General features: G+C 70.9%; 22 protein-coding genes. 16 read left to right on the plus strand and 6 right to left on the minus strand.

The window, feature by feature from the left end; genetic code table 11:
- Positions 1-314: hypothetical protein (locus GSF22_RS12500; protein ID WP_244367269.1), on the plus strand; the 314-nt coding region annotated here is incomplete at its 5' end.
- Positions 304-534, plus strand: coding sequence for a hypothetical protein (locus GSF22_RS12505; RefSeq protein ID WP_307803952.1), 231 nt, complete (start codon positions 304-306; stop codon positions 532-534). The genes GSF22_RS12500 and GSF22_RS12505, both read left to right, overlap by 11 nt.
- A gap of 94 nt (positions 535-628) precedes the next feature.
- Here GSF22_RS12505 and GSF22_RS12510 read toward each other — a convergent pair whose 3' ends face one another.
- Positions 629-922: a hypothetical protein gene (locus GSF22_RS12510; protein ID WP_208813710.1), complete on the minus strand. Its 294-nt coding sequence runs from the start codon at positions 920-922 to the stop codon at positions 629-631.
- 15 nt (positions 923-937) lie between these two features.
- On the opposite strand from GSF22_RS12510, the gene GSF22_RS12515 reads away from it, so the two are divergent.
- Together GSF22_RS12515 and GSF22_RS12520 are read left to right on the plus strand one after the other, a co-directional pair.
- Positions 938-1,813, plus strand: coding sequence for a class I SAM-dependent methyltransferase (locus GSF22_RS12515; RefSeq protein ID WP_208813711.1), 876 nt, complete (start codon positions 938-940; stop codon positions 1,811-1,813).
- Between the two features lie 103 nt (positions 1,814-1,916).
- Complete coding sequence (locus tag GSF22_RS12520; protein ID WP_208813712.1) at positions 1,917-2,534, plus strand: hypothetical protein; 618 nt, start codon at positions 1,917-1,919, stop codon at positions 2,532-2,534.
- A 99-nt stretch (positions 2,535-2,633) separates the two neighbouring features.
- Here the strand turns inward: GSF22_RS12520 and GSF22_RS12525 are convergent, their stop codons facing one another.
- The gene (locus GSF22_RS12525; protein WP_208813713.1) at positions 2,634-2,954 is read right to left on the minus strand and encodes a DMT family transporter; all 321 of its coding nucleotides are present in this window, start codon (positions 2,952-2,954) and stop codon (positions 2,634-2,636) included.
- Between the two features lie 135 nt (positions 2,955-3,089).
- Here GSF22_RS12525 and GSF22_RS12530 point away from each other — a divergent pair, with 135 nt between their 5' ends.
- Together GSF22_RS12530 and GSF22_RS12535 are read left to right on the plus strand one after the other, a co-directional pair.
- Positions 3,090-3,569 (plus strand): hypothetical protein, encoded by a 480-nt coding sequence (locus GSF22_RS12530; protein ID WP_208813714.1) that lies wholly within the window; start codon positions 3,090-3,092, stop codon positions 3,567-3,569.
- 48 nt (positions 3,570-3,617) lie between these two features.
- Positions 3,618-4,409: an SIR2 family NAD-dependent protein deacylase gene (locus GSF22_RS12535; protein WP_208813715.1), complete on the plus strand. Its 792-nt coding sequence runs from the start codon at positions 3,618-3,620 to the stop codon at positions 4,407-4,409.
- A 91-nt stretch (positions 4,410-4,500) separates the two neighbouring features.
- Here the strand turns inward: GSF22_RS12535 and GSF22_RS12540 are convergent, their stop codons facing one another.
- Complete coding sequence (locus GSF22_RS12540; protein ID WP_208813716.1) at positions 4,501-7,704, minus strand: Ig-like domain-containing protein; 3,204 nt, start codon at positions 7,702-7,704, stop codon at positions 4,501-4,503.
- A gap of 390 nt (positions 7,705-8,094) precedes the next feature.
- Here GSF22_RS12540 and GSF22_RS12545 point away from each other — a divergent pair, with 390 nt between their 5' ends.
- Positions 8,095-9,411 (plus strand): NucA/NucB deoxyribonuclease domain-containing protein, encoded by a 1,317-nt coding sequence (locus GSF22_RS12545; protein ID WP_208813717.1) that lies wholly within the window; start codon positions 8,095-8,097, stop codon positions 9,409-9,411.
- A 48-nt stretch (positions 9,412-9,459) separates the two neighbouring features.
- Here GSF22_RS12545 and GSF22_RS12550 read toward each other — a convergent pair whose 3' ends face one another.
- Positions 9,460-10,134 (minus strand): response regulator, encoded by a 675-nt coding sequence (locus GSF22_RS12550; RefSeq protein ID WP_208813718.1) that lies wholly within the window; start codon positions 10,132-10,134, stop codon positions 9,460-9,462.
- Positions 10,131-11,840 (minus strand): sensor histidine kinase, encoded by a 1,710-nt coding sequence (locus tag GSF22_RS12555; protein WP_208813719.1) that lies wholly within the window; start codon positions 11,838-11,840, stop codon positions 10,131-10,133. Before GSF22_RS12555 ends, GSF22_RS12550 begins: the two co-directional genes overlap by 4 nt.
- 99 nt (positions 11,841-11,939) lie before the next feature.
- Here GSF22_RS12555 and GSF22_RS12560 point away from each other — a divergent pair, with 99 nt between their 5' ends.
- The 6 genes from GSF22_RS12560 to GSF22_RS12585 all read left to right on the plus strand — a co-directional run bounded on the left by GSF22_RS12560 (position 11,940) and on the right by GSF22_RS12585 (position 17,601).
- Complete coding sequence (locus tag GSF22_RS12560) at positions 11,940-12,947, plus strand: Bug family tripartite tricarboxylate transporter substrate binding protein (protein ID WP_208813720.1); 1,008 nt, start codon at positions 11,940-11,942, stop codon at positions 12,945-12,947.
- A 5-nt stretch (positions 12,948-12,952) separates the two neighbouring features.
- A complete protein-coding gene (locus tag GSF22_RS12565) occupies positions 12,953-13,522 on the plus strand; it encodes a tripartite tricarboxylate transporter TctB family protein (RefSeq protein WP_244367271.1) in 570 nt (189 codons plus the stop codon).
- Positions 13,522-15,027 carry a tripartite tricarboxylate transporter permease gene (locus tag GSF22_RS12570; protein WP_208813721.1) on the plus strand — a complete coding sequence of 502 codons (1,506 nt, stop codon included), beginning with the start codon at positions 13,522-13,524 and terminating at the stop codon, positions 15,025-15,027. Before GSF22_RS12565 ends, GSF22_RS12570 begins: the two co-directional genes overlap by 1 nt.
- Complete coding sequence (locus GSF22_RS12575) at positions 15,024-15,416, plus strand: universal stress protein (protein ID WP_208813722.1); 393 nt, start codon at positions 15,024-15,026, stop codon at positions 15,414-15,416. The genes GSF22_RS12570 and GSF22_RS12575 overlap by 4 nt, the downstream gene beginning before the upstream one ends.
- A 121-nt stretch (positions 15,417-15,537) precedes the next feature.
- Positions 15,538-16,770, plus strand: a complete 1,233-nt coding sequence (locus tag GSF22_RS12580) for a trypsin-like serine peptidase (RefSeq protein ID WP_208813723.1) — start codon at positions 15,538-15,540, stop codon at positions 16,768-16,770.
- An 87-nt stretch (positions 16,771-16,857) separates the two neighbouring features.
- Complete coding sequence (locus GSF22_RS12585; RefSeq protein ID WP_307803954.1) at positions 16,858-17,601, plus strand: N-acetyltransferase; 744 nt, start codon at positions 16,858-16,860, stop codon at positions 17,599-17,601.
- Positions 17,602-17,631: 30 nt separating this feature from the next.
- Here the strand turns inward: GSF22_RS12585 and GSF22_RS12590 are convergent, their stop codons facing one another.
- Positions 17,632-19,047 carry an aminotransferase-like domain-containing protein gene (locus tag GSF22_RS12590; RefSeq protein ID WP_208813725.1) on the minus strand — a complete coding sequence of 472 codons (1,416 nt, stop codon included), beginning with the start codon at positions 19,045-19,047 and terminating at the stop codon, positions 17,632-17,634.
- On the opposite strand from GSF22_RS12590, the gene GSF22_RS12595 reads away from it, so the two are divergent.
- The 3 genes from GSF22_RS12595 to GSF22_RS12605 form a co-directional block, all read left to right on the plus strand.
- Positions 19,046-19,987 (plus strand): DMT family transporter, encoded by a 942-nt coding sequence (locus GSF22_RS12595; protein ID WP_208813726.1) that lies wholly within the window; start codon positions 19,046-19,048, stop codon positions 19,985-19,987. The two genes, GSF22_RS12590 and GSF22_RS12595, sit on opposite strands and share 2 nt — an antisense overlap.
- 367 nt (positions 19,988-20,354) lie before the next feature.
- Positions 20,355-21,359 (plus strand): alpha/beta hydrolase, encoded by a 1,005-nt coding sequence (locus tag GSF22_RS12600; RefSeq protein ID WP_208813727.1) that lies wholly within the window; start codon positions 20,355-20,357, stop codon positions 21,357-21,359.
- A 367-nt stretch (positions 21,360-21,726) separates the two neighbouring features.
- Positions 21,727-22,587, plus strand: an 861-nt coding sequence (locus GSF22_RS12605; RefSeq protein WP_208813728.1) for a hypothetical protein, incomplete at its 3' end; no start/stop codon positions are given.

Consider the following 22,587-nt stretch of genomic DNA (forward strand, 5'->3'; position numbering starts at 1 on the left):
CCCCGGCGCCCCGACCCTCGGCGGGTCGGGTGGTGCGGCAGCGGCCGGGTGTACCCGCTCCGGGGGATGTGGTGTTCCTCGACGGTCGGGCGTCGCCGCAGTTCGGTGGGGATCGGGCGTTGCGGTTGCGGGTGGTGTCGGTGTGTGACAAGCCCACCTACGACCACTGGGTCTGGTTGACCGGTTACGTCCTGGACCAGGCGGGGGCAGCTACCGCGCGGCGGGAGGTGTTCGTGTTGATCGCCGGGATCCGGGTGGTCAGCCGTCGTTCAGAGGCGCAGGCCGTGCGGGCGGTGAGGGGGCGTGGTGTTTGACATCCGGGTACGGCTCGGCGCGGTGATGCACATCCGACCGGCGGATCGGGTGAATCCCGCTGACGGGCCGGTGACGTTGCGGGTGACCGGGGTGCGGCTGGTGGCGAACCAGCGGCAGGACTACGGCCGGGTGTGGCTGGAAGGCTTCCGCCTGACCGAGGACGGCGGGCCGGGCCGGCAGACCCAGATCCTGGTACGCGCTGACCTGCTGCCGCCGTGAGGGCCGCTCCGGTGAGCCTCTACCCGTCCCGCACCGTGCGGGAACAACTCGGAGTGGCACAGGCCCCGGCCTGATCAACACCGTCTCTGCTGGCTCAGCGACAGACCCAGCCGGCTACCCGGGTGATTCGACCGTCGCCCCGGTCAATGCACAGTTCGCTCGTCCTGTTGTCGACCCAGTAGGTCTGCCCGCGTCCGACCAGCACCGGTTGGTCGAGGTGGAACCACGGTCCGACGGTGGTCACCAATGTGAGGCGTTCTGCGGTTTCCCGCTTCTCCTGCACCCGTGCCTCCTGGGTGTCCGTCCGTGATCGCACGGTCAGCCGCGCCTGGAGCTGATTGTCCATGGCTACCGGGCTTCCCGCGCCATGGTGGGCCTTCCCGCTCACGGCTATCGTGGCCCGATGGCAACCGACCAATGGGCACAGTGGCTGCTCACGCGCCGGGACGGCGACAGCGCCGACCTGCGGGCCCGGTACGCCCCGGACCTGGCCTGGTTCCGGGACGGCGTCCTGGACCGGGCCGGCCTCGGCCCCGACGACGTGCTTCTCGATGTCGGTTGCGGGACCGGACTGATCGGGTTCGGTGCGCTCGACCGGCTCGGCCCGGATGGCCGGGTCATCTTCAGTGACGTGTCGCAGGACCTGCTCGACCACTGCCGACGTACCGCCGACGGTGACGAGCGGTGCAGTTTCGTCCAGGCCGCAGCCGAGGATCTGGCCGGCATCGCGGACGCCTCCGTCGACGTCGTCACCACCCGGTCGGCTCTCATGTACTCCGACCGCAAATTCGCCGCGTTCGCCGCGTTCTTCCGGGTGCTCAAACCGGGTGGCCGGTTGTCCATCTTCGAGCCGATCAACCGCTTCACGCACGAGTACTGCCCCGACGACCTGTTCGGACTGCGCGGTGGCTCACCCGTCGACGACCTGCTGGCCCGGGTCCGGGACGTGTATCGGGGCCCCACGGAGGCGGCCGAGCGGCCGATGGTCGACTTCGACGAGCGCAACCTGCTCGCCTGGGCGGTGGACGCGGGGTTCGAGGCGGTGGAGCTGGACTACCGCGCCCAGGTCGACGTGCCGGCCGAACCGCTCGACGACTGGGAGGTTCTCAAGCGGGTGGCCCCCAACCCGCTCGTCCCCACCTACGGCGAGGCGATCGCCGCCGCGCTGACCGAGGAGGAGCGCGGGCGTCTCGACGCCTACATGACCGCGCTGGTCGCGGCCGGGACGCCGACACGCCGCACGATGGCCGTGGCGTTCCTGCGCGCGCTTCGGCCCTGACTCAGGTCCGCCCGAACCTCCATCTCGACGGACATCGATAAATCTCCTAGCATGGCCCCTTCGCGACGAAAATCTTGATCCCTACGGTCCTCAGGAGACTGTCTTGTTCAGGCGTACCTTCCCGGCGCTCGCCGTGGCCCTTCTCGGCCTGTCCGCCCTGTCGGCTCCCGCCCAGGCGGCACCGGCGGCCGAGCCCGCCCCCGCTGCCGCCACCACGGTGTCCACCCTGTCCGCGCCCACCGGGTGCACCACCTCGATCGAGTGGGTCGCCGAGGGGAGCAACTACTACTACGGTCGGGGCAAGGTGACCTGCACGACCGGCCGGTACAAGGTGAAGATCCAGTGCCGCAACGCCCAGACCGGGGTGGGCTACGTCGTCTACGGCAGCCAGGCCGTCAACGCCCCGACCACCGCCACCACCACCTGCTACACGGGCAACGTCGCGGAGAAGGTGTACGCCGTGCAGGACCCGCCGGGCACCGGTGTCACCGGCTGCGCACCGTGGATGGAGTGGGTCCACGAGGGCAGCAACCACTACTACGGCCGGGGGCGGGTGCAGTGTGACACCGGCAGCTACCGGGTCCGGATCCAGTGCCGCAACCTCCAGACCGGCGGGACCTACGTCGTCAACGGGTACCAGACGGTCACCGCCCCGAACGTCGCCACCACCACCTGCTACAGCGGCAACGTCGCCGAGGTCGTGGAGGCCGTACCCCAGTGACGGCCCCAGGCGCGGCCGTGGCCCGGCGGGAGCCGCCACGGCCGCGCCGACGGTCAGGGTGTTCGGCCTGGGCCACGGGCCGCCGTGCACGACCGGTGGTCAATGGGCACCGCCGAGGTTGAGCAGCACGACCCCGGCGATGATGATGCCGACCCCGACGACCTTGGTGAGGGTCAGTGGTTCACCGAGGAACGTCGCGCCGATCGCGACGATGGCGGCCGTGCCGAGCCCGGACCACATCGCGTAGGCCACCCCGACCGGGATCTCCCTGACCGCCTGGGCGAGGCAGACGAACGAGGTGGCGTAGGCGGCGATCAGTCCGACGGTGGGCCACAGCCGGGTGAAGCCCTCCGTCGCCTTGAGGATGCTCGTCCCGGCCACCTCGGCCGAGATGGCGATCGCAAGGAAGAGGTACGCCATGACAACCCCGTTTCTCGTACGTCCGTACAGGTACAGAAGTGAAGGGCCCACGCGGGGCGGACCTTCGCCTCTGACCCGGCACCGACCGTCGACCTAGTGTCGGGATGGGACCTCGTCCGGGCAGAGGAGGACGCGATGATGTCATTCGCGCCGGCACGTCGACCATCCGTCGGAGCCCGCAGGTTCGGCTACCTGGCCGCGATCACCGTCAACGTCGTGCTGCTGACTCTGATCAACGGACGACCCGGCTGGCGGGCCGTGCCGTTCCTGACCGACGCCGCCGGTCAGGTGGTCGGGCTGGTCAACGCCTCGATCGTGGCCGGTGTCGTCGTCACCGCCACCTACCTGCGCTACGACGCACCGTGGTGGAGGTCGCTCGGCGACCTGGCGACGAGCGTGGTCGGCCTGGCCGCGCTGGTGCGGTTGTGGGAGGTCTTCCCGTTCGCCTTCCCGGATCCGTCCGTCGACTGGCCGCTGGTCGCCCGCGTGGTGCTGGCCGTGTCGATCGCCGGGACGGTGGTCGGCATCGTGGTCCAGGGCGTGACCCTGCTGGCCCGGCTCGTCGGGGCCGGGCGGGGCGGGGTCCGGCCGGCCGGACCCGGCGGTCGTGCCTGACCCCGGTCCCGCGCCGGTCACCGTACCGGGCTGGCAGGATCTCCATGCATGGATAGCGTTCTGCTGCACCAGGCCGCCCGGAGCCTCGGCGACGCCCACCGGGTCGTCGTCTTCACCGGCGCGGGAATCTCCGCCGAGAGCGGTGTGCCCACCTTCCGGGACGACCTGACCGGCCTCTGGGCCCGGTTCGACGCCGCACAGCTCGCCACCCCGGAGGCGTTCCACGCCGACCCGGACCTGGTCTGGGGGTGGTACGAGTGGCGTCGGGCGCGGGTACGCCGGGCGACGCCCAACCCGGGTCACCGGGCGATCACCACCATCGTCGACCGGGCACCCGCCGGCACCGTCGTCACCCAGAACGTCGACGACCTGCACGAACGAGCCGGTACCCGGGCGCCGATCCACCTGCACGGCAGCCTCTTCGCGCCCCGGTGCGTAGCCGCCGCCGGGCACCCGGCGACGTTCCCGGACCTGCCGGAGGGTGCGGTCACCGAACTGGCCGAGGGTGGGCGGATCCCGCCGCCCCGCTGCGTGTCCTGCGCGGCGCTCGTCCGCCCCGGGGTGGTGTGGTTCGGTGAGGCCCTGCCCGAGGCGGCGTTGACCGCGGCGGTCGAGGCCGCCGCCACCTGCGACGTGCTGCTGACGGTCGGCACCTCCGGTGTCGTGTACCCGGCGGCCGAGGTCCCCCGGATCGCGGCCCGCGCGGGCGCCACCGTGATCCAGGTGAACCCGGAGCCGACCCCGCTCGACCCGGTCACCGCCGTCAACCTGCGCGGTACCGCCGCACAGGTCCTCCCCGCCCTGGTCGCCGCCGCGTGGGAGAGGACCGACGGGAACTGACCGCGCGGCCGGACGGCGGGTACCGACGCGGCGCGGACCGGCCCGCCCCAGGGTCACCGCCCGGGGGTCGGACCGGTCCGCGCCGGTCGGTTCAGCTCACGGTCACCGGGATGCTCGTCGGCGGCTGCTGGAGCTGACCGTAGTTGTCGACGGCCCGGACCACGACGGTGTACGTCCCCGCCGGAATCACCGGTGAGGTGTACGCGAAGTTGGACCCCGGGGATCCCGGGCTGGTGAGGAAGGTCGAGATCCAGGGCGCGTTGCCCGTCACGAAGACGCCCGAGGAGTTCATCCCCCGCCCCGCGCTGTTGACGATCTGCACCTCCACCCGGAGCATCCCGACGTCGTCCACCGCCCGTCCGGTGACCACGACCCGGGAGTCGGTGAAGACCGCACCGCTCTGCGGGCTGAGGCTCGGTTCCAGTCGCGGGTCGAGGTCGCCCGGGTACACCAGGTACTTGGCGGTGGCGCCGGAGGTCGAGCCGTCCTGCTGACCCGCCGTGTCGACGGCCCACGCCTCGACGCTGTACTCACCCTTGGTCGGCAGGTCGATCGACAGCGTGAACGTGGTGCTCGTCGCGCCGGGCGAGGCGAGCGTGGCGTTCACCGTGGCGAAGCTCGCCGCCATGGTGCCGTTCGGCTGCACGTACCGGCCGGTGTCCAGGTCCCGCAGCGCCACCCGCACGCTCTGCACGCCCTTGTCGTCGGTCGCCGTACCGGCCAGGTTGAGGTGCAGCTGCTCGACGTTCTGGTCGGTGCCGGTGAAACTGAGCAGACCGTTCGGGAAGGCGTCCCCGGGTACCTGGGCGGTGACGGTGAGCCGGCCCAGGTTGGCGGAGGACGTGGTCAGGCCCAGGTTGTCGGTGGCCCGGACCCGGAAGTCGTACACGCCGGGCGTGAGCGGCACGGTGGTGTAGGACCAGGTGTACGACGCGGCGTTGAGGTTGGTCGGCGAGACCCGGTGGTACGCGGTGACCGAGTCGACGCTCCAGGTGCCGTCGGCGGCCAGCGATTCCCGGGTGGTGGTGTTGCGCAGGTAGATCTCGACCGACTTCAGGGTGCCGTCGTCGCTGGCGGTACCGGAGAAGGTGATCGGGGCGCCCGGCGCGACGGTGATCGGCGTGGCGGCGGTGGGCGGGGTCATCGGCGCGGGTGCGCTGATGGTCACCGACGGCGCGACACCCGTGGTCGAGACGATCCAGTCCTGGTTGTCGCCCCGCAGGTCACTCTGTCCGGCGGTGTCGATGGCGGTGGCGGTCATCCGCCATTCGCCCTCGGCGGGCAGGGTCACCTCGAACTGCCAGGTGGTCGACAGCGCGCCGATCACGTCCGGCTCGCCCCGGAACGTGTTGTAGACCGGGGCGACCGTCCCGTCGTCCTGGAGGTACCGGTTCTCCCCGTCCCGGAACGAGTACGTCAGCGCGGTGACGCCCTTGTCGTCGGTGGCGGTACCGGTGGCGACGAAACTGAGGGCCGGGTTCAGCCCGGCGGCCGGGGTGCTGATGTTCGTGGTCGGCGGCAGGTCGTCGAAGCTGAAGGTCTCGATCTTCTTGATCGCCTTCGTGGTGTCGCTCTCCCCGCTGGCCCCGAAGGTCTTCGCCAGGACCTGGTACTCCCCGGCGGGCAGGGACACCGAGAGCGACCACGAGCTCGCGGGGGCGTTCGGCGCGGCGAGCGTGGCGTTGATGCCGTTGAAGGCGCCCCAGGTGGTGAGGTCGTCCTGGAGGTACTGCTTGGAGTTCCGGTTCTGGATCTCGATCTGGACCTTGGTGATCCCGGAGGGCGCGGTGGCCGTACCGTCGATCACGAACGGCGCGTTGGCGGGTTTGACCGTGCCCTCGATGGGCGTGACGATCGCCGTGTCGACCGGCGAGGGTGCCGGTACCCGGCTGAGGTCGAAGAACCCGACCCGACCCACCGGCAGACCACCCTTGGTGTTGCCGTCGCCGCCGACGAAGAGGCCCCGGGAGGTGGCCAGGAGCGCCTTCTCCCCCTCGTACGAGCTCGACCCGGGGTTCCATTCGAGTGCCGTACCGGTGGTCGGGTCGAGCGCGCCGAGGTGGTCGCGGCGGACCACCTGGTCGCCGAGGCCGTACCCGCTGAGCCCCTGACCGGTGCCGTATCCGACGTTGTCCAGGCCGGGCCACGGTACGGGCGAGGTCGGTGACTCCTGCCAGCTGAAGTGGCCACCGACGTAGACCGCCGTCTCGGTGACGGCGACGGAGTAGATGCTGTCGAAGTGCCGGGACACCCAGGTCGGTTCGACGTTGTCGTTGCCGGCCAGCGGGAACCTGATCGCGGTGTCGTTGATCGGCGGGCGGTCGCCGCCCGAGCCGCTGGTCACCACGAAGTACGAGTCGTCCGGGGCGATGTCACCGGCGAAGACCCGCTGGATGCCGCCGACGAAGGAGAGGTAGTCCTCCCACAGCCGGGTACGCCAGGGCAGCAGCGTTTTGGTGGCGGTGCCGATCAGGCCCACGCCGTAGCGGTCCTGGCCGGCGATCTGCCGGCCGGTGTGCACCACCAGCAGCTTGCTGCCGTCGTGCGTCAGCTTGAGCTGCTGCACGGTGAGCATGCCGCCGACGCCGATACCGCCGGACAGCGGCAGGTTGAAGCCGCTGTCGACCGCACCCGTGCCGGGGTTGAGCGCGGCGAGCCCGACGCGGTCCACGCCGTTGATCTTCGTGAACTGGCCGCCCACGTACACGGCGGTGCCACTCACGGCGAGCGCGGTGCCGCGACCGTTGCCCTGGGCGGTGAACCCGGCCACCGGGGCGCCGGTGACCGGGTCGAGCCGTGCGATCTTGCGCTTCGTCAGTCCACCGACCGTGTTGAACGATCCGGCGACGTAGAGCGCCGACCCGTCCGGGGACGCCTCGATCGCCTCCACGGAGCCGTCGAAGGTCGGTGTGAAACCGGTGTCGATCAGGCCCGTGTCGATGTTGTACGAGGCCAGCGACCGCTGCGCGACCGGCGACCCGCCGACGTTGGCGATCGACGTGAAGGAGCCGGCGATGAAGACCCGGTTCCCGACCAGCTCGATGTCGGTGATCTCGCCGTCGGTGATCCGCGGTACGTCGTTACGCGGCGTGTTCGGTACCAGCCCGGTGTGCCCCGGTGCCGGTTGGGTCGCCATCGCGACCAGTTGGGCGCCGGTACCGGCGGCCGTTGTCCTGGCGGGGCGGGCACCGGTGCCCGCAGGTTCACCCGCCGCCGTGCCCGCAGTCGCCGGTTGGCCGATCAGCACGACCGTCCCGACGACCAGACCCGCGAGGACGCGGCTCCGTACGTACATCCTGAAACCCCCTGTAAACGCCTGGATCGCGCCACCGGGTCGGCCCCGGCAGCGTCCCCCGCCGGCGTGCCGGATGACACAGTAGGGGGCCGACTCTCCTCTGTGTACGCACGGCTGCGGAAATCGACCGTTCGGCACCAGTTCCGGTACCGCCGGTCGGAACCTCCGCCCGACGGCGGAACGATCATCCGGGGAACGCCGGAAACCGTTCGTCACCGACCGGCGCCGGACCGCCGACGACACGACGACCCACCCTCGGTCGTTGGTCACCGGTGGGTGCCGTACCGCTCTCCACCACCGGTTCCGCATGGTCCCGGCGGCCGGACGGTCCGCGCCCCACCGCTCCGCGCAGGTCGGGGTCGCGACGACGAACGAGAGGGGACGGACATCGTGAACGCACCACGAGCCCGGCGACGCGCGAGGGTCGCCGCTGTGGTCACCGTCGGCCTGCTGGCCACGACGGTGGCACCGACCGGTACCGCACCGGCGGCCGGGGTCGGGCCCGGCGACCCGGCGGGCAACCGGGCGGCGGCCACGTCCGACGCCGGCCGGCACACGGCCGCCGCGGTCGGCAGCCACTCCTACAGCAACATGGCCCGGATCGGCGATCCCACCGGACTCGACCGCGCGGGGCTCCGACAGGCAGCGGTACGCCAGGCCGGTGCGGTCCGGGCCGTGTCCGACCCGGCCGACGGGATCATCGAGCAGTGCCGGAACGACCCCCGGGCCGACGGCTCCCGTGGGCACGTGTTCCACCGCCTGGTCTGGTGCCAGGAGCACGGCTTCACCGCACAGGCGTGGGACACCTCCGGCCAGCTGATCGGCGAGGCCAGCCTCCAGTACGTCGCGGTGGCCTGGGGCGACTACCACGGTCGCACGATCCTGATCGAGCTGAAACGGACCTCGGTCGGCGCGCACTGGGGCGTCTACGGGGACCCGGACGACACCCGGTTCTCGCTGGTACCCGAGTGCGCCGACGTCGGCCACGACGACGGTTGCCGGATCAACGGTGATCCGGTCGACCGGTCGCTGACCGGGTGGACCGGCGACGACACCTGGAACACCTGGTTGATCACGTCGGACGAGACGAAGAGCACCCGGCCCGACCTGCTCTCGCGGCACCGGTGGCGGCTGACCGCCAAGGTCGTCAGCGACGAGGCACCGGTCTGGAGTGACGCGGGGCGGACCGCGTACCACCTCGTCCGCTGCGACTCGGCGACGTACTTCGCCAACCGGCCCCGGGCCTGCATCAACGACGACGTGATCCCGTACCTCACCTACCAGGTCGACGCACCGAGCGAGGTCAGTGTGCGGGACGTCGCCCTGCACATCCGCCGGGCGCAGTACTTCCCGGACAGCACCTTTCCGCCCGCGCAGGATCCGAAGCTGATTCCGGGCGCGTACCGGGACGGCGCGCCGACCGACAACGGCCTGCACCGCATCCCGACGTCGGACGAGGGGCCGAACCGGGCGGTCGTCCGCTCGACGTGCGCGCAGTTCGTCCCGCCGATCGACGAGGAACAGTGCGACGAGTACCCGTTCGCGGCCACCATGGAGGGCGCGGCGAGCCCGATCTGGGACTTCTCGGTGCAGGGGGTCGACGCGACGCACAACAGCCGCGCCGGCAGCTACCTGCGCTGGTACCTGTTCTGGGACCGGATCCTCTACGAGGACCGGGACAGCTTCTACGTGAACATCGTGGACTGAACGGGTGGTTGGGCGTCCCGGGATGCCGGTACGACCTGCGGCAGGCGCTCAGGAGGCCCAGCTGTACCGGCGTTCCGGGCGGCCGGCGGAGCCGTACCGGAGACTCACCGCCGCCCGTCCGGTGTCGGCGAAGTGTTCCAGGTAGCGCCGCGCACTGACCCGGGAGATGCCCACCGCGCTGGCGCACTCGGCGGCGGAGAGCGTCGTGGAGTGCTGTCGCAGTGCGCGTTCCACCAGTTCGGCGGTCTCCGCGCTGAGGCCCCGGGGCAGCGCGGGGGTGGTGCTGTGCGAGCCGCTGCGGGACAGGACCCGGTCCACGTCGGCCTGGTCGCTGACCACCGTGGCGCGTAGCGAGTTACGGCGGGCCGCGTACTGCTCCAACCGGGTCCGCAGTTCGTCGAAGCCGAACGGCTTGAGCAGGTAGTTGACCGCGCCGTAGCGGACCGCCCGTCGTACCGTCTCCACCTCCCGGGCCGCGCTGATCACCAGCACGTCGCAGTCGTGCCGGGCGGCCCGTATCCGGGTCACCACGTCCAGACCGAACATGTCCGGCAGGTAGAGGTCGAGCAGTACCAGGTCGGGGCGGAGCCGCTCGACGCAGGCGACCGCCTCCTCGCCGGTACTGGCCGAACCCACCACCCGGAAGCCGTCGAGCCGCTCGACGAAGCCCCGGTGGATGCGGGCCACCATGAAGTCGTCGTCGACCACCAGGACGTCGATCATCGGCTCCCCTCCGGCACCGGGGTCACCGACATCCGGGCCGTGAACATCGCACCCTCCTCGGTGTTCGTCGCCGCGACCTCGCCACCTCGGCGGTGGCAGACCAGGCGGGTCAGCGCCAGTCCGATGCCCCGTTCGCCGCCACGCGCCGCCTTGGTGGTGAAGCCGTGCGCGAAGACCTCCTGGGCCAGTTGCGGCGCGACTCCCGGCCCGGAGTCCCGGACCACGATCTCCACCGAGGCGGCGTCCTGGCGTAGCTCGACCTCCACCCAGGCGGGGCCGCCCGGCAGCTCACCGCCGTCCGGTGCCACGCCGTCGGACGCGGCGCCGTCCGGGTGGTCCGGCGGCGACGTGGTGCAGCTCTCCCGGCTGCCGGCCACCGCCTCGACCGCGTTGTCGACCAGGTTACCCAGCACCGTCGCGACGTCGGCGGCCACTGCCGGCGTCAACCGGTCCAGGCCGGTCCGCTCGGAGATCCGCAGCTCCACCCGACGCTCGGCGGCCAACGCCGACTTCGCCATCAGCAGGGCCGCCACTGCGGTGTCGTGGATCCGGCTGCTGACGGTGAGGTCGAGGGAGGCGCGGTGCCGGCTCAGCGCTTCGACGTACCGCACCACCTCGTCGTGCTCGCCGATCTGGATGAGCCCGGAGATGGTGTGCAGCTGGTTGGCGAACTCATGGGTCTGGGCGCGCAGCAGTTCGGTGGTGCTGCGAAAGGAGCCGATCTCCTGTTCCAGGCGGGCCAGCTCGGTGCGGTCCCGCAGGGTGGTGACCGAGCCGAGCCGGTGGCCGTCCTTGCTGACGGTCATCCGGTTCATCACCAGCACCCGGCCGGCCCGCAGCACCACCTCGTCCCGGGCCTGCGGATCATGGTCGGCGCCGGCCAGTACGTCCCGCAGCCGCCCGGAGATCCCCAGTTCGGCCAGGGTCCGGCCGAGGCAGTGCTCGGGCAGGTCGAGCAGACGTCGGCCGACCGCGTTGACCAGGGTGATCCGCTGCTGCGGATCGAGTGCGATCACCCCCTCGGCGATGCCGTGCAGCAGCGCCTCCCGGTGCTCGGCCAGGCCGGCGATCTCCCGGGGCTCCAGGCCCAGGGTCTGCCGCTTGATCCGACGGGCCAGCAGCCAGGAGCCGACGACCCCGAGCAGACTGGCGATACCCAGATAGGTGAACAAATACGACGAGGCACCCACCAGCCGCTGCGCCCAGGTCGGCGACGCCTCTCCGATCATCACCACGCCGAGCTGCCGGCCGAGGTCGTCCTTGCGGTCACCGAGCACCGGTACCTGGGCGACCAGTTCCCGCGAGTCACCGACCGCCAGCTCACCGGACCAGCTCCGCCCGCGCCCCACCCCCGGGTCGCCGAGCACGAGCGGGCTCCCGACCAGGGTCGGGTCGGTGGAGCTGACCACCCGCCCCCGGGCGTCGGCCACGGTCACCGAGGTCACCCCGGACTGGGTGAGCGCGTTCTGCACCAGCGGTGCGACGAGTTCCGCCGGTGCCGGCTGGTTGAGCCGCTCGCGCAGCAGCGGACTGCCGGCGAGCTGCTCGCCGAGCGCGGCCACCCGGCGCCCCTCGACCCGGTTGAAGGTGGCCGCGGACTGGGCCAGGGAGACAGCGGCCACCGCGACCAGCACGACCACGATGATCGCGAGCTGGAGTACGAGCAACTGCCCGGCCAGCGTACGGCGGGAAGTGACCGCGACCACAAAGACCTCAATTTCCGCTGTTGACACAAGGCAGACGTGGGGTTCGTCCGAGGGCCATCATCTTGCCGCTGGCCTGACTCGAAACGGAAGAGAAACAAGATGGCAACTCGGAGAGAACTGCTGTTCGTGGGCTTCGCCGCCGCCACGGTACTCGCGTCGGGCGCCTGTGGGGCCACCGCGGAGAAGGACGAGGGCGGGTCCGGCAACGCGGGCGGACCCGCCACCGGACTACGGATCATGGTGCCGAACACCCCGGGTGGGGGGTACGACACCACGGCCCGGACCGCAGCAAAGGTACTGGAGGACGCCAAGATCGCCACCGGTGTGCAGGTCTTCAACCTGCCGGGGGCGGGCGGCACCGTCGGTCTGCAACGCACGGTGAACGAGAAGGGCAACGGCAAGCTCGCCATGCAGATGGGGTTGGGCGTCGTCGGCGCCTCGTACACCTCGAAGTCGACGGCGACACTCACCCAGACCACCCCGCTGGCCAAGCTGATCGAGGAGGCCGGCGCGATCGTGGTACCGAAGGACTCGCCGTACCGGACCATCGGCGACCTCGTCGCCGCCTGGCGGGCGAACCCCAAGGGCATCGCGGTCGGCGGCGGCTCCTCCCCCGGTGGCCCGGACCACCTGCTGCCGATGCAGCTCGCCAAGAGCGTCGGCATCGACCCCCGCCAGGTCAACTACGTCTCGTACGACGGCGGCGGCGAGCTGCTGCCGGCCGTCCTCGGTGGCAAGGTCGCCTTCGGTGCCAGTGGCTTCGGCGAGTTCCTCGACCAGGTCGAGGCCGGGCAGATCCGGGTCCTCGCGGTCACCAGCGCAGCACCGGTCGCCGCGCTCCGGGACGTGCCGACCTTGAAGTCGTCCGGCATCGACCTGGTCTTCACCAACTGGCGGGGCATCGTCGCACCGCCGGGCATCAGCGACGCCGACCGGAAGGTCTGGATCGACGTGCTGACCAGGATGCACGAGTCCGAGCAGTGGAAGGCCGAGCTGACCAAACGGGGCTGGACCGACGCCTTCGTCACCGGTGACGAGTTCGCTACGTTCCTCACCGAACAGGACCGGGCCGTGGCCGATCTGCTCAAGCAGCTCGGGTTGGCATGATCCGGATGACGACGACCCCGCCGGACGACAGCGGCGCCACGCCGCCGGTCGCCGCCGGTCCGGACCCCGTCGAGGGTACGGCCACCACCGGGCAGTCCGACCGGGCGCAGTACGGCGTCTGCGCGTTTCTCGCCCTGGTCGGCGGGCTGGTCATCGTCGACGCGGCACGCACCGGGCACGCGATCAGCGCGGCCGACCCGATCGGCCCGAAGCCGGTACCGATCCTGCTCGGGGTGCTGCTGCTGGTCGTCGCCGCGATCTACGCGGTGGATGTCGCCCGGGGCGGCGCCGGGGAGCCGGAGGCCGGCGAGGACGTCGACCTGAGCAGCCCGATCGACTGGCGGACCGTGCTGCTGCTGATCGGTGCCTTCCTGGTCAACGCGGTGCTCATCGACCGGCTCGGCTGGGTGATCAGCGGGACGCTGCTCTTCTGGGGCTCGGCGTTCGCGCTGGGCAACCGGCACCACGTGCGCAACCTGCTGATCGCCGTCGCGCTGTCGTTGATCACCTTCTACACGTTCGCCATCGGGCTCGGCGTGAACCTGCCCGCAGGCGTGCTGCAAGGGATCCTGTGATGGACAACCTGGGAAACCTGCTCGACGGGTTCGCCAACGTGCTGACTCCGATGAACCTGCTGATCGCACTGCTCGGGGTGACCATCGGCACCGCCGTCGGCGTACTGCCCGGGATCGGTCCGGCGATGACGGTGGCGCTGCTGCTACCGGTGACCTACGGGATGGAGCCGGCTCAGGCGTTCATCATGTTCGCCGGCATCTTCTACGGCGGCATGTACGGCGGCTCCACCACCTCGATCCTGCTGAACACCCCGGGCGAGTCGTCCTCGGTGATCACCGCGATCGAGGGCAACCGGATGGCGAAGGCGGGCCGGGCGGCGCAGGCGCTGGCCACCGCCGCGATCGGCTCGTTCGTCGCCGGCACCATCGCCACCCTGCTGCTGGTGGTGGTCACCCCGCCGGTGGTGCGGTTCGCGGTCAGTCTCGGCGCACCGGACTACTTCGCGCTGATGCTGCTGTCGTTCGTGGCGGTCACGGCGGTGCTCGGCGCGTCCCGGGTACGCGGCTTCGCCGCCCTGCTGATCGGTCTGGTCATCGGCACGATCGGGATCGACTCGGTGAGCGGTCAGCAGCGGCTCACCCTGGGCGTCCCGCAGCTCGCCGATGGGATCGACGTGGTCGTGGTGGCGGTCGGCGTCTTCGCCGTCGGCGAGGCGCTCTGGATCGCCGCGCACCTGCGCCGCCGCGCCGCCGAGGTGATCCCGGTGGGGCGGCCCTGGATGGGACGGCAGGACTGGCAGCGGTCCTGGAAGCCGTGGCTACGGGGTACCGCGTACGGGTTCCCGTTCGGGGCGCTGCCGGCGGGCGGGGCGGAGATCCCGACGTTCCTGTCGTACGCCACGGAGAAGAAGCTGACGAAGCACCCGGAGGAGTTCGGCCGGGGCGCGATCGAGGGGGTCGCCGGGCCGGAGGCGGCCAACAACGCCTCGGCCGCCGGCACGCTGGTGCCGATGCTGGCCATCGGCCTGCCCACCAACGCCACCGCCGCAGTGATGCTGGCGGCCTTCCAGCAGTACGGCATCCAGCCCGGTCCGCTGTTGTTCGAGCGCGAATCGGGTCTGGTGTGGACGCTGATCGCCAGTCTCTTCGTCGGCAACCTGCTGCTGCTGGTCCTGAACCTGCCCCTCGCGCCGGCCTGGGCACGGCTGCTCCGGATCCCCCGCCCGTACCTGTACGCCGGGATCCTCTTCTTCGCCTCGATGGGCGCGTACGCCGTGAACGCCCAGCCGTTCGACCTGTTCCTGCTGCTCGTCCTCGGCCTGCTCGGGTTCGCCATGCGGCGTTTCGGGCTGCCGATCCTGCCGCTGATCGTCGGGGTGGTCCTCGGGTCGCGCGCCGAACTACAGGGCCGGCGGGCGTTGCAGCTCTCCGGAGGAGAGCTGACCGGCCTGATCGGCGGGTGGGTCTCCTGGACGGTCTACGCGGTGATCCTGGTGATGCTGTTCTGGCCGCTGCTCGGCCGCTTCGTCATCCGACCTGTCCGGGAGAGGCTGGTGAACCCATGACCGTGTTGGTGGGTTATGTTCCCTCGGCGCTGGGCCGGGCGGCCCTGCGGGCCGCCGTGCAGCAGGCCCGGTTCCGCAACGAACCGGTGCTGGTGGTGAACACGTCCCGGGGTGACGCCTACGTCGACCCGCGGCTGGCTGCGGAGGACGAGCTGACCCGGGTGGTCCGCGAGTTGACCGCCGAGGGGGTGCCGCACACCGTCCGGCAGTTGGTGCGGGGGCGGGACGCGGCCGAGGAGATCGCGGAGATCGCCGACACGGAGGAGGTCTCGCTGGTGGTCATCGGCATCCGGCACCGCACCCCGGTCGGAAAGCTGATCATGGGCTCGACCGCGCAGGAGATCCTGCTCCGGGTGTCCTGCCCGGTGCTCGCGGTGAAGGCCGACTGAGCCGCCCGGGCCGACCCGGGTCCCAGTGATATCGATATATTGGAATCTTTGATTTCCTCCCGGTCTTCCGGTATGAAGGCGGAAAGCACATCGACGTGCTCATTCCCGGGGAGGAGCAACCATGAAAACTGCCCTACGCCGCCTACGAACGGTGGCGGTCACACTCGGCGCCTGCACGCTGGGGCTGAGCCTGCTGTCGGTACCCGCCGCCGAGGCGTCCCCGGTCCAGCCGCTCACCCCGCCGTCCGAGCGGGCGGCCGAGTCGGCGCAGTTCTCGGCCGAGGGTGTCACGACGGTCGGTGAACTGCGCACCGTCGACGGCGCGCTGTCGTACGCCCGGGACGGCCGGACGCAGATCATCCACCACCCCGGCGCGACGTACGTCAAGGTGCACTTCGGCGCGCTGCGACTGGCCAACGGCGAGTACGTCACCGTGTCCAGCCCCGACGGCCGGGAGAGCTACCGGTACGACCGCCACCTGGACCGGGCGACCGGCTCGGACTACACCACCGACGGGCAGCCCGGCTTCTGGGCGATGTCGGTGGAGGGCGACACGGCAGTGGTGACCCTGCACAGCAACCGCACCTCCCGGGGCACCGCCGCGACCATCGACCGGTTCTGGCGGGGCTACGACCGCGCGGAGATCAGCCAGTACAACTTCTCCACGCAGTCCGTCTGCAGCACCGACGCCCGTCGTGACGTGGTCTGCTACCAGAGCAGCCACCCCACCGAGTACGCCCGGGGCAACGCCGTGGCGCGGCTGCTGATCAGCGGCGGTGGCATGTGCACCACCTGGCGGGTCGGCAACACCAACCGCATGCTGACCAACAAGCACTGCTTCTCGACCCAGTCCGCGGTCAGCGGCAGCGAGATGCAGTTCAACTACCAGTGCGCCACCTGCGGGGGCAACAACCCCGGCCCGGGCACCAAGGTCAGCGGCGCCACGCTGTACAAGGTGAGCAGCGGCGGCTCCGGCGAGCTGGACTACGCCCTGTACTCGGTGAACAACTTCACCTCGATCCAGGGGTTCGGCACGCTGTACCTGGCGACGACGGCCACCAGCACGGGCACCCGGATGTACATCCCGGGGCACGGCGACGGCAGCCCGAAGCGACTGTCGATCTACGAGGATACCCAGGGTGGCACCCTGTGCACCGTCAAGAACGCCAACTACAACAGCTGGAACATCAGCTACAGCTGTGACACCTCCGGCGGCAACTCCGGTTCGCCGGTGCTCAACTCCAGCCACCGGGTCATCGCCCTGCACCACCTCGGCGGCTGCCCGTCGAACCAGGGCGCCAAGGCCCACCTGATCTACAACGAGATCGCCAGCCTGATCGACAACAACGGCTGACGACGACGGGTCGCCGGAGCGCGCGCTGCGCGCTCCGGCGCACGAATTGACGTGCGGTGCACGATGCGGGCCGATACCTTGCCTGCCGTGACCCTGGACATCGCCAGCCTCGCGGACCGGCCCGACCTCGCCCCACTGCTCGACGACGACTTCGACGGGGCGTGGCCGCCGTTCATGCTGTGGGATCCGATGGGCGCGGTCTACTACACCGTCGCCCACGACCTCTACCCCGAGTTGGTGTTCGCCGCCGTCGACCCGGCCGACCCGACCCGCGCCGTCGCCCGGGCGTACGCCGTCCCGTTGCGCTGGACGGAGACGGAGCTGCCCGACGGTGGCTGGGACCGGATGATCCAGCGGGCCACCATCGGCCGGCTCACCGGCGCCGTCCCGAACCTGGTGTCGGCGATCGAGATCTGCGTCCGACCGGACCGGCGTGGCGGCGGCCTGTCGGCGCTGATGCTCGCCGCGATGCGGGAGGCCGTCGCCCGGCAGGGTTTCGACACGCTCGTCGCACCGGTACGCCCCAGCGGCAAGCACCGCCATCCCGACCTGCCCATGGCGGAGTACGCGGCACAGGTCCGCGCCGACGGCCTGCCGGTCGACCCGTGGCTGCGGGTGCACGTACGGGCCGGCGGGCGGATCGAGCAGGTGGCGAAGCGGTCGATGACGATCACGGGCACCCTGGCGGACTGGCGTCGCTGGACCGGTCTGCCGTTCGACACCAGTGGGCCGGTGCACGTACCGGAAGCCCTGGTCCCGGTGCACTGCGACGTCACGCACGACCACGCCGTCTACGTCGAACCCAACGTCTGGGTCCGGCACCGGCTGTAGCCCGTCACGGTCGGCACCGGTCCCGCCGGGTCAGGCCGACCGCCCCACCGCGTCGGGACGGTGGACGGCACGGGCGAGCCGTCGGACGGCCTCGTCCATGAGGTCCGCCGGGGCGGCGGCGTAGGTGAGGCGCAGGTGCGGGGCCGGCGGTTCGGCGGCGTACCAGGGGCGGCCGGGGAAGACGACGACCCCCTCGGCGGCTGCGGCGGCGGCCAGCGCGACGTCGTCGGTGCCGTCGGGTAGGCGCACCCAGAGGTGCAGACCGCCACGCGGGACCGCCTGCCCGGCGAGTTCCGGCAGGCGCCGGCGTAGCGCGGTCAGCAGCGCCTCACGCCGGAGCCGCAGCGCACCGCGCAGGGCGCGGCGGTGCCGCCCCCAGGCCGGGGCGGTGACGAACTCCAGCGTGGCCTGTTGCAGCGGGCCGGCCACGAAGAAGTCGTCGAGCCGTCGGGCCGCCCGCAACCGGGCGCCGGCCGGGCCACGGGCGCCGATCGCGGCGACCCGCAGCCCGGGAGCCACGGACTTGGTCAGCGAACGCAGGTAGACGACGTGCCCGTCGGGGTCGTCGGCGGCCAGCGGGGGCGGGGCCTCCCCGTCGATGGTGAGGTCCCGGGCGTAGTCGTCCTCGATCAGGAACGCCCCGGCGTCGCGTACGGCCCCGGCGACCCCGGCCCGGCGGTGCTCTGCCAGCGTCCCGCCGTGCGGGTTGGCGTACAACGGCTGGCAGTAGAACAGCCGGGCACCGGTACGGGCGAACGCGGCAGCGAGCTGGTCGGGTCGTACCCCGTCCGCGTCGGCGGGCACGGGCACCACCCGCAGACCGGCCGCCCGGCCGGCGGCCAGGGCGCCCAGGTAGGTCGGCGACTCGACGAGCAGGGTGTCACCGGGGACGGCGAACGCCCGCAGTGCGGACGCCAGCGCGGCCTGTCCGCCGGGGCAGATCACCATGTCGTCGGCGCGTAACCCGCCCCCGGCCTCGCGCGCGAACCAGGCACGGAGGTCCTCGCGGCCGTCGGCGGGACCGCGTTGCCAGGACGCGGGTTGCCGGGCAGCCCGGGTGAGCGCGGCGCCGAGCGCGGCGGCTGGCTGGAGGTCCACGTCCAGGTAGCCGCCGGAGAGCGGGATCGTCCCCGCCGGCGGTAACGCCAGGAGCGCCTGCATCTCGTCCTCGCCGGGCAGTCGGGGGCCGAGCGCCACGGTCTGCCAGGACAGGTCGGGGACGCGCCGTTCGTCGGGTGCGGCGGCGACGAAGGTACCCCGGCCTGGCCGGGTCTCGACCACGCCCTGCGCCACCAACTGCCGGATCGCCTCGGCGACGGTGACCGGCGAGGCCCGGTGCCGGGCGGTCAGCTCGCGCACCGAGGGCAGCCGGGTGCCCGGCGCTACGGTGGTCGCGAGCCGGCGCAGATCTTGGATAACGCGGTCTACTGCGTTACCGTCATTCATGACGGACAAGAGTAGCGCTACTGCCACGATCACGGTAACGGTGGACCGCTTCGCCGGTCTCGCCCTCGGCGCCCTGGGCGTGCTCGCCTTCAGCTTCTCGCTGCCCACCACCCGCCTCGCCGTGCAGGAGCTCGACCCGTGGTTCGTGGCCTTCGGCCGGGCCGTCGGCGCGGCGCTGCTGGCCTGGGGGTACCTGCGCCTCACCGGCGCCCCGCGCCCCGGCCGCGATCAGTGGCGACGGCTGTCGATCGTCGCCCTCGGCGTCGTCGTCGGCTTCCCGCTGTTCACCTCGCTGGCCCTGACCTCCCAGACCGCCACGCACGGCGCGGTCGTCGTCACCGTGCTGCCGGCCATGACCGCCGTGTTCGCGGTACTGCGGGCCGGTGAGCGCCCACCGCTGCTGTTCTGGGTCGCCAGTCTCGGCGGGCTGCTGGCGGTGCTCGCCTTCCTGGTCACCAGCGGTACGGTGCGCGGGAGCCTGACCACCGCAGACCTGTTCCTGCTCGCGGCGGTCGGACTCTGCGGCCTGGGGTACGCCGAGGGCGGCGCACTCGCCCGCGAACTGGGCGGCGCCCGGACGATCTGCTGGGCGCTACTGCTCTCCCTGCCCGTCACCGTGCCGGTCACGGTCGCCGCCGCCGTCCTCGATCCCCCGCGCGCCGGCGCCGCCGCCTGGTCGGCGTTCGGCTACCTCACCGCGGTCTCCATGTTCCTCGGCTTCTTCGCCTGGTACGCGGGTCTCGCCCGGGGCGGCATCGCGCGGGTCGGTCAGATCCAGCTCGCCCAGCCGGTACTCACCCTGGCCTGGTCGGCGCTGCTGCTCGGCGAGAGCGTCACCCCTGCCTCGATCGCGGCAGCCCTGGTGGTGCTGGCCTGCGTCGTACTCATCCAGCGCACCCGTAACAGCCCGCTGGTGCCCACAGCACAAATGAACCGCTGACCGTGAATTCGCAATGAATACAAAGCCTTGTTTCCGGACCGGAAGCTGTCCTACGTGCTCACTTCCGGACGGAATACAGGCGGTTCACCTGGCCATTTGCCGCCACAGCCAGGCCCATGGGCCTATGGGCCCATAAGCCCGGTCGCGGCTTGACTTCACTCCTCACCCAGATGCAGATTGTGTTTCGTCAACTCCCGTCGACAAGGGAGAACGGAACGGCTGGACGCTCATTCCGGTCCATTCTCGATGGTTTACCTTCGCCCGCGCCTTCACCGCCAGCGATGCTATTTGGGGGAACTCCATGTTACGTTCCACGACTCTGCGTAGATTCCGTACACCGGCGCTGGCCGCAGCAGCGACGCTGCTGTTGGCAGCAAGCCTGGTGCCGGTCACCGGTGCCGCTTCGGCGACGCCGTCGACGAGGAACTGCACCGAGTACACGGTGCCGGTCTCCCTGGCCGAGGGCCAGCCCGCCGACTACTTCATCCGGGGTGACCTCTGCCTGCCGGCCTCGGGTACGCCGGAGACCGTGCAGGTACTCGTGCACGGCGGCACCTACAACCGGACGTACTGGGACTTCCCGTACCAGCCGCAGTTGTACTCGTACGCGCAGTTCGCCAACCGGGCCGGCTACGCCACGTTCAACCTGGACCAGATCGGCACCGGGCGTAGCTCGCGTCCGCACAGCAGCCTGATCAACTTCTCGGTACTGGCCCACGGCATCCACGACGTGATCACCGCACTACGCGCCGGTGGGGTCGGTGGGACCGCGTTCGAGAAGGTGATCTACGTCGGTCACTCGCTCGGCACGGCGACCGGCTGGGAACTGGCGGGGACCTACAGCAACGACGCCGACGCCATCATCAGCACCGGTGCCATCAACGGCCTGAGTGCCACCGGCGCCGGATCGTTCGTCGCGTTCCCGGCGAACCAGGACCCGAAGTTCGCCTCGCTCAACCTGGACGACGGCCACCTGACCAACATCGCCGACCGCCCGGTCTTCTACTGGCCGGCAACCTCCGATGCCACGGTCATCCAGGTCGACACGGACAACCGGGACACGTTCCCCGCACCGCTCCTGCTGGAACTGGGCACGGCCTTCTCCTCGCCGCTGGCGACCGCCCCCACGCAGAGCATCACGGTCCCCGTACTGAGCGTCATCGGCGACAAGGACGCGCTCTTCTGCGCGGACGCCAACGACTGCAGTGACAAGGCGGCTCTGGAGCTGAAGGAAGGGTCCTTCCACTCCAACGCACCCAGCTTCGAACTGGCCGTCATTCCGCAGACCGGTCACGACCTGAACACGCACTACACCGCCCCGTACAGCTTCATCACGATGATCAACTGGGCGAAGCAGCACGCCGCCCCGTAACAGGCAGCCGCCGCAGTAGCAGTTTGGAGCACACGGCCCCGCGGATTCCGCGGGGCCGTGTGCTCGCTTCACGTGTCCCCGTACCCGGCACTGGAAGCAGCCGTTCCCCGGACTGCCGCGCTCGGTCCACCGACACCCGGGCCCATGGCGGAACTGTGGACTGTGGGTCCCGGCTGGCCCCCGAGGCCCTGTCGCGCCACCGGTCGCCGGCGGCAGAATCCCGCCCACACCCTGGTCACCACCCTCCCGGCAAGACGGCCTCGTCGCGGACACCAGCCGAGGCCGCAGCAGAAGGCGGGTAACCGACACCCGTCACACAGCAGCACACGCGGCCTGGGTACCCGAACCGCTTGGAGGACACCACCTCATGGGCATGGAGATCCCCGACTGGGTCCGCACCATGTTCCTCATCACCACCGGGGAATCCTGGCCCGAAGCCGACGAGGACAAACTCCGCGCCCTGTCCACCGTGTGGAACGCCTTCACCACCCAACTCGCCGACACCGAGACCACCATCCGCACCGCCCGGCAGGCTGTCACCACCTCCTGGACCGGTCAGGGCGCCGACGCCTTCACCACCCGACTCGACCAACTCGTCGACACCGGCCACATCAAAGCCCTCCGCGACACGAGCGCCGCCCTCACCACCTACACCCAGCAGGCCGCCCTCAACGTCGAGTACGCCAAAGCCATGATCATCGGCCAACTCGGCATCCTCGCCCTCAACATCGGCCACCTCCTCTGGCTCCTCGCCACCCCCGCCGCACCCGCCGTCGTCCCCGCCATCACCGCGCTACAGGCCCTCGGCCGGCACATCGCCGTCCAGATCGTCCGCCATCTCGTCATCTCCCTCTTCTGGAACATCTTTCCCCAGATAGCCCTCGACGTGGCCATCCAAAGCGTTCAGATGACGCGCGACCGCACCGAGTGGGACACCGAACGCAGCCTCAGCACCATCCTCACCGGCGTCATCGGCGCCGGCGTCGGCGCCGGCCTCGGCGCCCTCACCACCCTCGCCAAGCAGACCGCCAAACACCTCGACGTCACCATCACCAACCACACCGCCAAGAACGCCGCCGAACTCACCAGCCACATGGGACAGGGCGCCCTGCACGAGTGGACCGCCGAAGCCGCCGCCGACCTCATCCTCAACGGCCGCCGCGAAGCCCCCGCCGGCTGGGCCGCCACCGCCGGCGCCACCGAAGGCATCATCGACTGGGGAAAAGAC

This window comes from Micromonospora echinofusca (genome assembly GCF_017614955.1).
Taxonomy (GTDB): Bacteria; Actinomycetota; Actinomycetes; order Mycobacteriales; family Micromonosporaceae; genus Micromonospora; species Micromonospora echinofusca_A.